This is a genomic window from Pantoea dispersa (assembly GCF_035783935.1).
Classification (GTDB): Bacteria; Pseudomonadota; Gammaproteobacteria; order Enterobacterales; family Enterobacteriaceae; genus Pantoea; species Pantoea dispersa_C.
In genome coordinates this window covers 808,086-821,037 of sequence record NZ_JALKOV010000001.1, presented here as the reverse complement: position 1 = coordinate 821,037, position 12,952 = coordinate 808,086, and the positions used below count along the sequence as shown (strand labels likewise).

Here is a 12,952-nt window from a genome sequence, read left to right as displayed (position 1 = left end):
AAGGATTTGTCCCAGGCGAGAGCTTGCGTTAGCGCAAACTTAAGGCGGGCTGGCGTTAGCCCTGCAACAGTTTTATCAATAAATGGCCGCTATAGAGCGCATCTTTGATCAGCGCCGCGCCGCCGAGCGTACCGGGATCGTTGAAGGCAGCGGGTGCCAGCTGGATATCGTGGCTGTATGCCGGTAAGGCCTGCTGGCGAATGGTACTGCTGACCGCCGGGAACAGCACGTCAGCGGCCTGATTGAGCGGCGAACCGATAAGAATTTGTTGAGGATTAAAGATGTTGACCATCATCGCCAGCATACGACCAATATGATGACCGACGCCGGCAATCACATCGCGCGCCAGCCTGTCGCCCTGCTGCGCGGCAGTACACAGCGAGGCCAGCGTCAGCGGCTGCTGATGCAGCTGGCTGTCCGGCTGGGAGGATAAACGCTGTGCCGCCAGTGACAGCAGACTGCCGGTGCTGGCCACGGTTTCCAGACAGCCGTGGTTGCCGCAGTAACACTGCTGGCCGTAAGGATCGATTTGCGTATGGCCGATCTCGACCAGTGCGCGTCCGCTCTTGTGCAGCAGCTGACCGCCGCTGATCACCCCGGCGCCCACCGTTTCGTCAATGACAATCTGAATCACGTCCTGTGCACCGCGTGAAGCGCCAAACAGCGCCTCTGCCAGCGTCCAGGCCGAGATATCGTGTTGCACAAACACCGGCAGCCCGGTGCGCTGTGCCAGGGTTTCGCCCAGCGGCATATCCTGAACGTCGTAGCCCGGCATGCGGTGTACCACGCCGGACGCGGCGTTGATCAGCCCAGGCAAGGTGATGGCGATAGCGGTCAGACGCTCGAGTTTTTGCTGATGGCGAATAAAAAAGGCGTTGACCAGATCCTGCAGCGTCTGCAGCAGCGGCGTGTCGGCGCTGGCAGGCAGCGGCAGGCGATCTTCCTGCAGCGCGCGACTGCTGAGATCGCGCAGCGTCAGCGTAATGAAACCGGGCTGAAGGCGAACGGCCAGGTAGTGCCAGGCTAAGGTATCGAGAATCAGCCCTATCGCCGGACGACCGCGACTGCCCGGATCCTGAAACTCGGTCTCCTGCACCAGATGGGCATCCAGCATTTCACGCACAATTTTGGTGATGCTGGCCGGTGCCAGCTGCGCACGCTTCGACAGCTCAATACGCGAAATCGGACCGTACTGGTCAATCAGACGATATACCACACCGGCATTGGTCTGTTTTATTTGGTCAATATGGCCAGGCTGACTGTCCAGATTCACGCCCTGCTCCCGGATATTTTCGCGCTTCTAAATAAACAGCAGCTATGGTGATGCAGATTCACCGGCAGCGTCAAATATTTGATTAGAAATGTGATTTATCGCACACAAACAGGGCGGTTTTCCGCACCAGCTGGTTCAATCCTGCGTATCGTGCAGCAGCAGCGCCATCATATTACGCATCTGCGCACTCGGCGGGCGCAGCGCTGACCACACCAGCCACACTTCAGAAATCGCATCGCTCTCCTGCAGCGGAATCCACACCACTTCCGGCAGCCGCGCGCGGGCAAACGAGGCGGGTAAAATCGACACGCCGAGGCCAGTGGCGACCAGGCCTATGATGGTCATCGCTTCACCCACTTCCTGCGTAATATAAGGTTTGATGTGGTAGCGATGCAGGATGGCCAGAATCTCGCCGTACAGCGCCGTACCGCCCTGCGCATCGAAGAAAACAAAAGGTTCGCTGGCCAGCGCCTGAATGCTGATGGCGCTCGCCTGCGCCAGTGGATGCGCATGGTGCACCACCGCACACAGCGGTTCGCGCAGCAGCAGGCGGTACTGGAGATCTTCCGGCAGCGGCGTATTACGCATCACGCCCAAATCAAGTCGCCCCTCATGCAGCGGAGCCAGCTGCTGTCGCGTATTGTACTCCTGCATCTGGATATGCACGTCCGGCCAGCGCTGGCGATAGTGATACAGCGCATCCGACACCAGCCCGGTGAAGGGTGCCGAAGAGGTAAATCCGATGCGCAGTTCTCCCTGCTGACCATGATGGATGCGCGCCGCGCGTTCCGCTGCCTGTTCAACCTGCAGCAGTACCGCGCGCGCGTCCTGCAAAAACGATCGGCCCGCCGGGGTGAGCTGCACGCTGCGGTTGGTTCGGGTAAACAGCTGTGCGTCCAGCGTCTGTTCCAGCTGCAGGATCTGCTGGCTCAGCGGCGGCTGAGAGATGTGCAGTCGCTGCGCCGCCCGGCCAAAGTGCAGCTCCTCGGCGACGGCGATGAAATAACGCAGATGGCGCAGCTCAATCATATTTTAAACGTCTCATTTGAGATTATTAATATATTGTACAACCTAATCAGGCTTTTCTACAGTATTCAGACATTTGCTAAATCGAGGTTCGCTTGTGAGTCGCTCTTCCCAGGCTGTGACGATTGATGAGGACAGATTGTCCGCGAAGCCTGTTACCGCCGATACCGCTACTGAATGGATTGAACGTGGATCGCCGCAGTTTATGCGTGTGACGCTGGCGCTGTTCTCTGCCGGTCTTGCCACATTTGCCTTGCTGTACTGCGTGCAGCCCATTCTGCCGGTGCTGTCGCAGCAGTTTGGCGTAACGCCCGCCGAAAGCAGTATTTCGCTGTCGCTCTCCACCGGGCTGATGGCGCTTGGCCTGCTGTTTACCGGTCCGCTGTCAGATGCGATTGGACGAAAATCGGTGATGGTCACCGCGCTGATGCTGGCGGCGATCTGTACGCTGATCTCCGCCACCATGAGCAGCTGGCACGGCATCCTGCTGATGCGCGCGCTAACCGGCCTGTCGCTCAGCGGCGTGGCGGCGGTCGGCATGACCTATCTGAGCGAAGAGATGCATCCGCGGGTGATCGCTTTCTCGATGGGGCTATACATCAGCGGTAACTCAATTGGCGGCATGAGCGGCCGTTTACTCTCCGGTGTGCTGACCGATTTTTTCTCGTGGCGCATCGCGATTGGCGTGATCGGCTGCTGTGCGCTGGCCGGCGCGCTGATGTTCTGGAAGATTTTACCGGCGTCGCGGCATTTCCGCCCTGCCTCGCTGCGGCCACGCAGTTTGCTGATTAACTTTCGCCTGCACTGGCGCGACAAAGGCCTGCCGCTGCTGTTTGCCGAAGGTTTCCTGCTGATGGGCGCGTTTGTCACGCTGTTCAACTACATCGGCTATCGCCTGCTGAGCGCGCCCTGGTCGCTGAGTCAGGCAGTGGTTGGTCTGCTGTCAGTGGTGTATCTCACCGGCTCGTGGAGCTCGCCCAAAGCCGGCGCGATGACCAGCCGCTTTGGGCGCGGTCCGGTAATGCTGGTCGCTACGGCGATCATGCTGGCCGGCCTGCTGCTGACCGCCTTTACTTCGCTGTGGCTGATTCTGCCCGGCATGATGCTGTTCACCGCCGGCTTCTTTGCCGCCCATTCGGTGGCCAGCGGCTGGATTGGGCCGCGCGCGCGCCGGGCGAAAGGCCAGGCATCTTCACTCTACCTGTTCAGCTATTACGTCGGCTCCAGCGTAGCCGGCACGTTAGGCGGCGTGTTCTGGCACAGCTTCGGCTGGCCGGGCGTCACCCTGTTTATCAGCACCCTGCTGGTCCTGGCACTGCTGGTCGGCCTGCGTTTACCGGGCCGCAAACTGTAACCCCCTTCACCTGCGGCGCGGGACCACTGTGTCCCGCCCGCCTGTTCTCTGGCCGGAAAATCGGCCGATCGCGCAGTACCACTTAAAACAAAACAGCAATTCGTCGCTATAATTCGTTCTATTCCAATAATACGTAGACTTATTTTTTACACAGCAATGAGGTAGTCAGATGGAGCTTTACTATTATGTCGATAAGCATGCCGGCTATAACGATAATCATGTGGTGCATGCAAAGGGCTGTCCGTTCCTGCCATCCGACGGGGCACGCCGTTTTCTTGGTACTTTTTATACACCGGGTGCCGCTATTCAGCAGGCGCGTAAATTTTACAGCACCGCGCTGGGCTGCGAGCACTGCTGCCCGGTGGGGGTAAAAAAAAATCCGACCCACAACTTTAGTGTGGCCCTGAAACACATGGCGTGACTCTGATAATGCTGGCCTGAACTGCGCCGGTTTTCGCCGCGATAGACTGCATGACGGCTAAGCCTGTTTTCTGTGACCCGTGACGGCCGGCTTAGCCCGTGACGCAGCGGCGAACCTGCTAAGCTGGACGTCGGTAAAATCAGTAATAACCTCAGGCTATTAACCACTGCCCGCGCGATAAAAAAATATTCAGTGATAAAACCTGGCTTAACGGTTTTCATCAGCGCATTAATGCTCCACAATAGCGGCAATTTGTGATCAATATCACGTTACCGGGTGCGTTTCGCCCCTCTCACTCGCCGTTTAGCCGATTTGAATTCAATGCAATCAACAACCGTTTCCCGTAAAACAGCCTGGCTGCGCGTGGTACTGCTGGCCATCGCGGCTTTTGTCTTTAACACCACCGAGTTTGTGCCGGTGGGTCTGCTGTCTGACATCGCCAGCAGCTTTGCGATGAAAACCGCCGATGTCGGTATCATGCTGACCATTTATGCCTGGGTGGTGGCGCTGTTGTCGCTGCCGCTGATGCTGTTGACGCGCAACATCGAGCGCCGCCTGCTGCTGGCGATCCTGTTTATGCTGTTTGTTGCCAGCCATGTGCTGTCTGCCGTGGCATGGGACTTCACCTCGCTGGTGGTATCGCGCGTGGGCATCGCGCTGGCGCACGCGGTGTTCTGGTCGATTACCGCCTCGCTGGCCATTCGCGTTGCGCCAGCCGGTAAGAAAACTCAGGCATTGAGTATGCTGGCCACCGGCACGGCGCTGGCGATGGTGCTGGGCGTGCCGATCGGGCGCATTGTCGGTCAGTATCTGGGCTGGCGCACCACCTTTGGCATCATCGGTTTGTCAGCGCTGGTACTGCTGATTCTGCTGGTGCGGGTGCTGCCACGTCTGCCGAGTGAGCACACCGGTTCACTCAGCAGCGTACCGATGCTGTTCCGTCGCCCGGCGCTGGTGGCAATGTACGTTCTGGTCACCGTGGTGGTCACCGCACACTATACCGCTTACAGCTACATCGAGCCGTTCATGCAGGCGGTCGCCAGCGCCGATGACAATTTCACCACCCTGCTGCTGCTGCTGTTCGGCTCTGCCGGCATCCTCGGCAGCATCCTGTTCAGTACGCTGGGCAATAAATTCCCGTCAGCGCTGCTGGTTGCCGCTATTGCGCTGATCACCCTGTGCATGGGGCTGCTGGTGTTTGCCGCGGTGCGTCCGGCAGCGATTACCGTGCTGTGTATTATCTGGGGTATGGCGATGATGATGATTGGTCTGGCGATGCAGGTGCGCGTGCTGTCGCTGGCCCCGGATGCTACAGACGTCGCGATGTCGCTGTTTTCCGGTATCTACAACATCGGCATTGGTGCCGGCGCGCTGCTCGGTAACCAGGTCAGTTTGCATCTGCAAATGGCCGACGTCGGCAACGTGGGCGGAATCATTGGCCTGGCGGGTCTGTTCTGGTGCATCGCCATTTTCCGCCGTTATCCGCAGCTGCGCTCTAACGGCTGACGGGTTTGACTGGCTGTGAGCCCGGACAGACAGCGGCGCGATCGGCTGCGCCGCTGCTTCGCTCAGCGGTTAAGGCAGAAAGAACATCGGCTGCAGCGCTGTGCTCACCGGGCTGTTGTCGGGATTTGCTGGCATCAGGTCACGCATTGATGCCCACCAGCGCTGACACACCTCGGTTTTCGCCACAGCCTGCCAGCGCGCTTCGGATTCAACCTCGACGCTGGCAAACAGCAGGTTGCGTTCGGCATCCAGCCAGATCGCGTAGTTATGCGCGCCATGCGCTTTCAGCGTCCGTTCCAGCTCCGGCCAGATCGGCGTGTGACGGCGCTGATACTCTGCATGGCAGTGCGCGTAAACCTGCATGACGAACGCTTTACGCAACATCGCTGCGCTCCGCCTGCAGCGCCGCCGGCCACGGCGTCACGTTAAAGCGCTCGCCCAGCGCAACCAGCTGTTCGGTGGTGATGCTCTGACGAATGCCGCCCATCGACAGCGCCATGACCACCACCTGCGATGATTTTTCAGCGGTATCAATCAGACCAAAGGTTTCGTCCAGCGTCGGGCCGGCACCGAAGATACCGTGGAAAGGCCACATCACCAGGCTATGACGGGCCATCGCCTCCGCCGTCGCCTGGCCTATGCCATCGGTGCCCGGCACCATCCACGGCAAAACCCCAACGCCATCCGGGAACACCACCAGACATTCGGTGCTGCCCTCCCACAGCAGGCGGGTAAAGCGCGCCGCATCCAGATCCACCACATAGCTGAGCGCCATAAAGTGGGTAGCGTGACAGTGCATAATCACCCGGTCGGCCCCCTTGCTCAGCACCTTGCGCACGCTGTGCGACTGGAAATGCGCCGCCAGCTCAGAGGTCGGCAGTCCGCCGTTAATCAGCCCCCAGTGAATTTTGTATGACAGCCCTTTGTCATCCACCTGCAGCAGCACCAGGCTGTCCGCCGGGTCGAGCTGGACATTGCGGAAGAACTTGCCGGAACCGGTGACCAGGAACCAGTCATTGGCCAGCTCGGGTGCCGGTGCGCTCAGTTCAATGCAGCGCGGCTGCGGATAAAAATCACCGGCATACGGGCTGACGTCTTCCGGTAACAGGCGCAGGCTGATGTTGCCGCCGTTACGCTCATCCCAGCCCTTGAGCCACATATCGCTGGTGGCTTTCACCATGTCGCGCACAAACCACGCGGAGAGAATTGTTTGCATGAGTCTTTTCCTTAGCGTTGACGCAGCACATGTTGTTCGTAATGACGCACTTCGCTCAGCCAGCTGGCATCCGCTGGCACATCGTGGCGCAGGCACCACGCTTCCCACACGGCCTGCCACGGCAGCGACTTGTGCTCTTCAAGCAGCGCCAGTCGCGCGGTGTAATCGCCCTGCTGCTCCAGCTGACGCAGTTGCGCGGTCGGCTCCAGCAGCGCGCGCAGCAGGGCCTTTTTCGCATTGCGCGTGCCGATCACCCAGGCGGCAATGCGGTTGATCGAGGCATCAAAGAAGTCGAGTCCAATGTGCACTTTGTCGAACACATTCTGACGGGCGATCTCACTGGCAATCGCCTGGGTTTCATCATCCAGCAGCACCACGTGATCGCTGTCCCAGCGCACCGGACGGCTGACGTGCAGCAGCAGGCGCGGCACAAACAGCATGGCGCTGGAGATTTTGTCAGAGATCACTTCGGTGGGATGGAAATGGCCGGCATCCAGCGTCAGCGCGGTCTGGCGGCTGGTGGCGTAACCGAGGCAGAACTCACTGGAACCGACGGTGTAACTCTCCGCGCCAATGCCAAACAGTTTGCTCTCTACCGCATCAATGTGGTGCTGCGGATTCAGCGGTTCATGGATGATGTCATCCAGCGCGCTGGCGAGACGCTGACGCGGCGCAAAGCGATCGACGGTGAGATCTTTCATGCCATCCGGCACCCAGATATTCATTACCGACGCCGTGCCCAGCTGTTCACCAAACCAGGCTGAAATACGGCGGCTGGCTTTGCAGTGATCGATCCAGAACTGGCGAATACCGTGATCGGCGTGCGACAGCGTAAAGCCGTCCGCGCTGAGCGCATGGGAAAAACAGGTCGGGTTAAAATCCAGCCCCAGCTGTCTGCTTCTGGCCCACTCCACCCAGTGGCTGAAGTGCTGCGGCTCAATGGCATCGCGCGCTACCGGACGGTCGCTCTCAAGATAGATGGCGTGCAGGTTCAGGCGTTTGGCGCCGGGAATCAGCGACATCGCCTTGTCGAGATCGGCACGCAGTTCCACCGCGTTGCGCGCCCGCCCCGGATAGTTACCGGTGGCCTGAATCCCGCCGGTCAGCGCCCCTTGCGGATTCTCAAACCCGCGCACATCGTCGCCCTGCCAGCAGTGCATCGACACCGGAATGGTGTCCAGTTGCGCCATCACCTGTTCCACATCCACGCCGATGGCAGCGTAGCGTTGTCTGGCCAGTTCAAAGGCCTGTTCAATCAGCTTTGTCATATGCAAGTTCCTTAGCAGGTAGGCTCAGCGCCGCAAAGCGAGCCTGGTGGGCCGCATAGGCGCGGTTATTCAGCGGTTCAAATTTTTCCAGCGGGAAATTGTGGCGAATGCAGCGACGTAAATCGGCCACGTCGCGCAGTTCACCCAGCGCCATCAGCTGGCAGCCGACGTTACCCAGCGTCGACGCTTCAACCGGGCCGGCCAGCACCGGCAGCTGGCAGGCATCGGCGCACAGCTGGTTGAGCAGCGGGTTCTGACAGCCGCCACCGACGATATGTAGCTGGCGCAGCGCGCTGCCGCGCAGCTCGCTCAGCTCCTGCAGCGTCTGCGAATAGAGCAGCGCCAGGCTGTCAAAAATGGTGCGCGCCAGCGCCGCCGGGCTGTGCGGTATCGGCATCGCCTGTTCAGCGCAGGCATTCTGAATCTCCTGCACCATGCTGGCAGGATTGATGAAGCGGTGATGATTAGGGTGGATCAGCGCGCGGCAGGCCGGTTCTCGCGCGGCATCGGCGATCAGGGCCTCAAGATCGTGGATGTCCAGTTCGCTGCACACCCGCTGCAGCAGCCACAGCCCCATGATGTTTTTCAGTACCCGATAGCCTTCCGCGCCGCCCTCATTGGTGATGTTGGCGTGCAGCGCCGCCTCGCTGACGCAGGGCTGCAAACTTTCGATGCCGATCAGTGACCAGGTACCGGAGCTGAGATAGGCAGCATCGTCCTGCTGCAGCGGCGTGGCCAGCACCGCGCTGGCGGTATCATGGGTGGCGACGGCGATCACCGGGATGCGCTGGCCGGCGGCGTTGTGCCAGTATCCGACGGTATTGCCGGGCGCGCGCGGCGTGCCGAACCAGCTGGGATCGGCACCGGCCCAGGCCAGCAGCTCGCGATCCCACTCGCCGCTGTGGATGTTCAAGAGCTGCGTGGTGGTAGCGTTGGTGTATTCCCAGTTGCGTTCACCGGTCAGACGATAGTGCAGATAATCCGGCATCATCAGCGCGTGCTTCACCTGCGCCTGCCAGTCCGGCTGCTGCAGATGCAGCGCGCGCAGCTGATACAAGGTGTTGAACGGCAGGAACTGAATGCCGGTACGCTGATACAGCGCCGAGGTTCCCAGCTCGCGCATCGCCTCGGCCATCAGCCCGTCGGTGCGGCTATCGCGATAGCTGACCGCTTCGCCTACCCGTTCACCGTGCGCGTCGAGCAGCACCAGATCGACGCCCCAGGTATCGATGCCGATGCTGTCCGGCACAATGCCTTCCTCATCCAGCTGCTGCAGCCCGGCGCGGATCTCCTGTTCCAGCCGATCCACGTCCCAGCAGTCATAATCGCCGCGCCGCACACGCCGGTTGGCGAAGCGCCGCACTTCACGCAGGCTGAGCTGCTGGCTGTCAGCCTGCCAGCGCGCCAGCATTACGCGCCCGCTGGATGCGCCTAAATCAATGGCAACAATATTACGCAGAGTCATGGCCTGTTCTTCCTGTGATGACAGGGTGACAGAGTAAAAAGCCTGCGCCGTTGTCACCTTCCCGCGACTGCCAGCGGGTAAGCGTGGCTGGCAGGTTTGCAAAGGTATTCGCGAGAGAGCTCACAGAACCACGCAACGGCAGAGTTGTGAGCCTTGCCGCAATTCCATCAATCACTGAACAGATCTTGAAAAATTGGCGATTTTCCTGCGCAGCCCGGTGCAAAATTCAAGGTAAGGTGCACCACGGCTACGTAGACTCGGTTACGATTTTGTTAACTGAGGGCGCATGATGACGGTATTACACAGTGCTGATTTCTTCCCGGCCGGCGATTACGCGATCGCTATTGAACCGCGCGTGCCACAGACGGCATTTCCGGAACATCACCATGATTTTCATGAAATAGTGCTGGTGGAACAGGGTTCGGGCATTCACGTGTTTAACGGTCAGCCGCAAACGCTGAGCGCCGGCTGCGTCTGCTTTGTCCGCGATCACGATCGCCATCTGTACGAACAAACCGACAATCTATGCCTGACGAATGTACTGTATCGCAGCCCGGCGGCGTTCCGCTTTCTCTCTGGTCTGCAGGCGCTGCTGCCGCGTGAGGAACAGGGGCAGTACCTGTCGCACTGGCGCATTAACCACAAAGTGATGGCGCAGGCGCTGCAGCTGGTGACGCAGATGAAGCAGCCGGCCAGCTGGTCGCTGGAACGTCAGGCGCAGCAGGAACAGCACTTTTTGCAGCTGCTGGTGCTGCTGCGCGAGGCGGCGCACAACGATCAGGCGCAGGATCAGGAAGCCCGCCTGCACCGCTTGCTGGACTGGCTCAGTGCACACTACAGTGAGGAGATTGCGTGGGAAGCCCTGGCCGATCGCTTCTCGCTGTCGCTGCGCACCCTGCATCGCCAGATGAAGCAGCAGACCGGCAGCACGCCGCAGCGCTATCTTAACCGGCTGCGGTTAGTGCAGGCGCGGCATCTGCTGCGCCACAGCGATATACGCATTACGGACATCGCCTATCAGTGTGGATTTGGTGACAGTAATCACTTCTCCACCCTGTTCCGGCGGGAATTTGGTTGTGCGCCCCGCACGGAGCGCCAGCAGATGGGTTAACCGGAGAGCTGACATGCCGCTCATACTGACGCGTGAAGATTACTTCCCGGCCAGCAATTTACCGATTGCCGTGGCGGAGCGCATGCCGCAACCCTCTTTTCCGCCGCACCAGCACCAGTTCAGCGAAATTGTCATTGTCTGGCGCGGTAATGGTCTGCATATCCTCAACGACCGCCCGTGGCTGATTACCTGCGGCGATGTGTTTTACATCCGCGACACTGATTGTCACAGCTTCGATAGCGTCAACGACCTGGCGCTGGACAACATTCTCTATTGCCGCGATCGCTTCAGCCTGGCGCTCGACTGGCAGCAGCTGCTGCCACCACAGCATGAGGACGCGCCCGCCAGCTGGCGCCTGACCACGCGCGGCATGGCGCTGGCGCGCGGCGTGATTAGCCAGCTGGAGCGTGAAAGTCGTAAAAGCGATTCGCTGTCGATTCAGCTGTCGGAAGCGCTGTTTTTGCAGCTGGCGCTGATTCTGCGTCGTCACGGTTACGCCGCCGACCGCCCGTGGGTGCTGCCGGAAGGCGAACAGCTCGATCTGCTGATGTCGGCGCTGCTCGGCGATATCAGCCGCCCCTTCGACCTGTCCCATTTTTGTCAGCAAAACCAGCTCAGTGAACGCGCGCTGAAACAGCTGTTTCGTCAGCAAACCGGTATGACCATCGGCCACTACCTGCGTCAGCTGCAGCTGTGTCAGGCCAAATATCTGTTGCGCAGCCGGCAGGGACTGATTAGCGACGTCGCGGCGCGCTGCGGTTTCGATGACAGCAACTATTTTTCTGTGGTGTTTACGCGGGAAACCGGGATGACGCCGAGTGCCTGGCGCCAGCAGTTTTTGTCGCCGCGCGAGCCGATGGCAGACAAAGAAAAAGCCTGACGCGCGTAACGCGTCAGGCGCTGTGCGGTCAAACCGCGTCAGGCGGCCATACCGAGCCCGACAATGTTGGCAGCAATGATGATCACCACGCAGCCAATCGACAACACGCCGACCGGACGACGCCCTGCCGCTTTCCACTCCTTCAGCACCAGCCCCACCAGGCCACCGCACAGCACGTACAGGCTCATGTGCAGCATCCAGCTGATGAAGTCATACTGCGGGGGAATTTTCGCGTGGCCCCAGGCATAGAAGAAGAACTGCAGATACCACATGGTACCGCCGAGCACGGCAAAGGCGGTATTCGCCAGCAGCAGCGGTTTTGCCACCGAGAGATCGCGGCGCAGCGACAGCTCCGGCTTTACCGCCAGGCGGATAACGCAGTACGCCAGGTTGATCAGCGCGCCTCCGCCCATGATCACCACGTAGCTCGGCAGCGCCACGTACAGCGGATTGATGCCCAGGCCGGCTGCGGCTTCATGCATCGGCTTTGCCGCATCCATGGCAAACGACATGCCGGCGGAGAAGATGCCGCACAGCACCGCCAGCAGCAGGCCTTTTTTCAGATTGAACTCCTCGGCGTTAATGCCCAGCGCCCGCTCCCTGAGCAGCCCGGCACGTGACACGATCGCCACGCCCAGTAGCGCCACCAGTACACCCAGCAGCGTCATCCGGCCGCCGGCGGAACTGAACAGTTCGACGAAGCGCCCCTGCAATAGCGGCGTCATTAGCGTACCCACCACCAGCGTAATGCCGATAGCAATGCCGATGCCCATCGACATACCGAGATAGCGCATGGTCAGACCGTAGTTAATGTTACCGATGCCCCACATGGCACCAAACAGAAACACCGGCAGCAGCTGCGACAAACTAAAACTGCTGTAGTAGGCCCAGAAGTTCGGTAACAGCACGGCGCTGACGGCCCAGGGCAGTATCAGCCACGACATCACGCCGCCCACCGACCACATGGTTTCCCACGACCACTTTTTCACCTGTTTAAACGGCGCGTAAAAACAGGCGGCACTGGCGGCACCCACCAGATGCCAGAAAATACCTGCAAGGATGGCACTGTTCATTGTTATTCCTTCGTAAGGTTGAGGCCAGACGGGAGACGCAGTGGTTCCCGGTTAGCGGCAGTCTACGGTGAGCGGCCTGACCTCAGCCTTTGAATGGTTGCCGGAAAGCCAGGCTGACTGGCAAAATCGGGTGGATATACAACATAAGGATCACAAATTCGCATTTGCCGCTGTTTTGCCGGTTATTTTAGATAAGTCACTTATTATTCAGTGTATTTTTGATTTGTGCTGTGTTGAGCGACACAATTTTTCCCGCCTTGCCAGCCTGCCGCGTAACATGGCAATCACACAAAGCCACGTGAAGCGCTTCCCCCGCCGGGCTTAAATCCGTATAACGTGGGAGAAATCATCGGAACCAG

The 12,952-nt window shown here is 59.7% G+C and carries 13 protein-coding genes; 6 read left to right on the top strand and 7 right to left on the bottom strand.

Annotated features, from left to right (window positions below; translation table 11 throughout):
* Window positions 1-55 precede the first annotated feature (55 nt).
* Window positions 56-1,273: an ROK family transcriptional regulator gene (locus MXF20_RS04020; protein WP_325967759.1), complete on the bottom strand. Its 1,218-nt coding sequence runs from the start codon at window positions 1,271-1,273 to the stop codon at window positions 56-58.
* Window positions 1,274-1,408: 135 nt separating this feature from the next.
* Window positions 1,409-2,302, bottom strand: a complete 894-nt coding sequence (locus MXF20_RS04015; protein WP_325967758.1) for a LysR family transcriptional regulator — start codon at window positions 2,300-2,302, stop codon at window positions 1,409-1,411.
* 94 nt (window positions 2,303-2,396) lie between these two features.
* Here MXF20_RS04015 and MXF20_RS04010 point away from each other — a divergent pair, with 94 nt between their 5' ends.
* From MXF20_RS04010 to MXF20_RS04000, 3 genes are all read left to right on the top strand, one after another.
* On the top strand, window positions 2,397-3,653 hold the full coding sequence (locus tag MXF20_RS04010; RefSeq protein ID WP_325967757.1) for an MFS transporter: 1,257 nt from the start codon (window positions 2,397-2,399) through the stop codon (window positions 3,651-3,653).
* Between the two features lie 169 nt (window positions 3,654-3,822).
* Window positions 3,823-4,074 carry a hypothetical protein gene (locus MXF20_RS04005; RefSeq protein WP_325967756.1) on the top strand — a complete coding sequence of 84 codons (252 nt, stop codon included), beginning with the start codon at window positions 3,823-3,825 and terminating at the stop codon, window positions 4,072-4,074.
* A 321-nt stretch (window positions 4,075-4,395) separates the two neighbouring features.
* A complete protein-coding gene (locus tag MXF20_RS04000) occupies window positions 4,396-5,580 on the top strand; it encodes a sugar transporter (protein ID WP_325967755.1) in 1,185 nt (394 codons plus the stop codon).
* 69 nt (window positions 5,581-5,649) lie between these two features.
* Here MXF20_RS04000 and rhaM read toward each other — a convergent pair whose 3' ends face one another.
* The 4 genes from rhaM to rhaB are packed head-to-tail and all read right to left on the bottom strand — an operon-like array spanning window position 5,650 to window position 9,529.
* Window positions 5,650-5,964, bottom strand: a complete 315-nt coding sequence (gene rhaM, locus MXF20_RS03995; protein WP_325967754.1) for an L-rhamnose mutarotase — start codon at window positions 5,962-5,964, stop codon at window positions 5,650-5,652.
* Window positions 5,954-6,796, bottom strand: coding sequence for a rhamnulose-1-phosphate aldolase (gene rhaD / locus MXF20_RS03990; RefSeq protein ID WP_325967753.1), 843 nt, complete (start codon window positions 6,794-6,796; stop codon window positions 5,954-5,956). Before rhaD ends, rhaM begins: the two co-directional genes overlap by 11 nt.
* Before the next feature lie 11 nt (window positions 6,797-6,807).
* A complete protein-coding gene (locus MXF20_RS03985) occupies window positions 6,808-8,064 on the bottom strand; it encodes an L-rhamnose isomerase (RefSeq protein ID WP_325967752.1) in 1,257 nt (418 codons plus the stop codon).
* Window positions 8,048-9,529 carry a rhamnulokinase gene (gene rhaB / locus MXF20_RS03980; protein WP_325967751.1) on the bottom strand — a complete coding sequence of 494 codons (1,482 nt, stop codon included), beginning with the start codon at window positions 9,527-9,529 and terminating at the stop codon, window positions 8,048-8,050. Before rhaB ends, MXF20_RS03985 begins: the two co-directional genes overlap by 17 nt.
* A 289-nt stretch (window positions 9,530-9,818) precedes the next feature.
* Here rhaB and rhaS point away from each other — a divergent pair, with 289 nt between their 5' ends.
* Both rhaS and rhaR read left to right on the top strand, forming a co-directional pair.
* A complete protein-coding gene (gene rhaS, locus MXF20_RS03975) occupies window positions 9,819-10,640 on the top strand; it encodes an HTH-type transcriptional activator RhaS (protein WP_325967956.1) in 822 nt (273 codons plus the stop codon).
* Between the two features lie 13 nt (window positions 10,641-10,653).
* Window positions 10,654-11,520, top strand: coding sequence for an HTH-type transcriptional activator RhaR (gene rhaR, locus MXF20_RS03970; protein WP_325967750.1), 867 nt, complete (start codon window positions 10,654-10,656; stop codon window positions 11,518-11,520).
* A gap of 38 nt (window positions 11,521-11,558) precedes the next feature.
* Here the strand turns inward: rhaR and rhaT are convergent, their stop codons facing one another.
* Window positions 11,559-12,593, bottom strand: a complete 1,035-nt coding sequence (gene rhaT, locus MXF20_RS03965; protein WP_325967749.1) for an L-rhamnose/proton symporter RhaT — start codon at window positions 12,591-12,593, stop codon at window positions 11,559-11,561.
* 67 nt (window positions 12,594-12,660) lie between these two features.
* On the opposite strand from rhaT, the gene MXF20_RS03960 reads away from it, so the two are divergent.
* Window positions 12,661-12,918 carry a hypothetical protein gene (locus MXF20_RS03960; RefSeq protein WP_325967748.1) on the top strand — a complete coding sequence of 86 codons (258 nt, stop codon included), beginning with the start codon at window positions 12,661-12,663 and terminating at the stop codon, window positions 12,916-12,918.
* The last annotated feature ends 34 nt before the right edge of the window (window positions 12,919-12,952 follow it).

What these genes read in the sequence shown, in the direction of transcription:
- MXF20_RS04015 (WP_325967758.1), bottom strand. Translation starts at nt 2,302, where the DNA reads ATGATTGAGCTGCGCCATCTGCGTTATTTCATCGCCGTCGCCGAGGAG.
- MXF20_RS04005 (WP_325967756.1), top strand. Translation starts at nt 3,823, where the DNA reads ATGGAGCTTTACTATTATGTCGATAAGCATGCCGGCTATAACGATAAT.
- MXF20_RS04000 (WP_325967755.1), top strand. Translation starts at nt 4,396, where the DNA reads ATGCAATCAACAACCGTTTCCCGTAAAACAGCCTGGCTGCGCGTGGTA.
- rhaM (WP_325967754.1), bottom strand. Translation starts at nt 5,964, where the DNA reads ATGTTGCGTAAAGCGTTCGTCATGCAGGTTTACGCGCACTGCCATGCA.
- rhaD (WP_325967753.1), bottom strand. Translation starts at nt 6,796, where the DNA reads ATGCAAACAATTCTCTCCGCGTGGTTTGTGCGCGACATGGTGAAAGCC.
- MXF20_RS03985 (WP_325967752.1), bottom strand. Translation starts at nt 8,064, where the DNA reads ATGACAAAGCTGATTGAACAGGCCTTTGAACTGGCCAGACAACGCTAC.
- rhaB (WP_325967751.1), bottom strand. Translation starts at nt 9,529, where the DNA reads ATGACTCTGCGTAATATTGTTGCCATTGATTTAGGCGCATCCAGCGGG.
- rhaS (WP_325967956.1), top strand. Translation starts at nt 9,819, where the DNA reads ATGACGGTATTACACAGTGCTGATTTCTTCCCGGCCGGCGATTACGCG.
- rhaR (WP_325967750.1), top strand. Translation starts at nt 10,654, where the DNA reads ATGCCGCTCATACTGACGCGTGAAGATTACTTCCCGGCCAGCAATTTA.
- rhaT (WP_325967749.1), bottom strand. Translation starts at nt 12,593, where the DNA reads ATGAACAGTGCCATCCTTGCAGGTATTTTCTGGCATCTGGTGGGTGCC.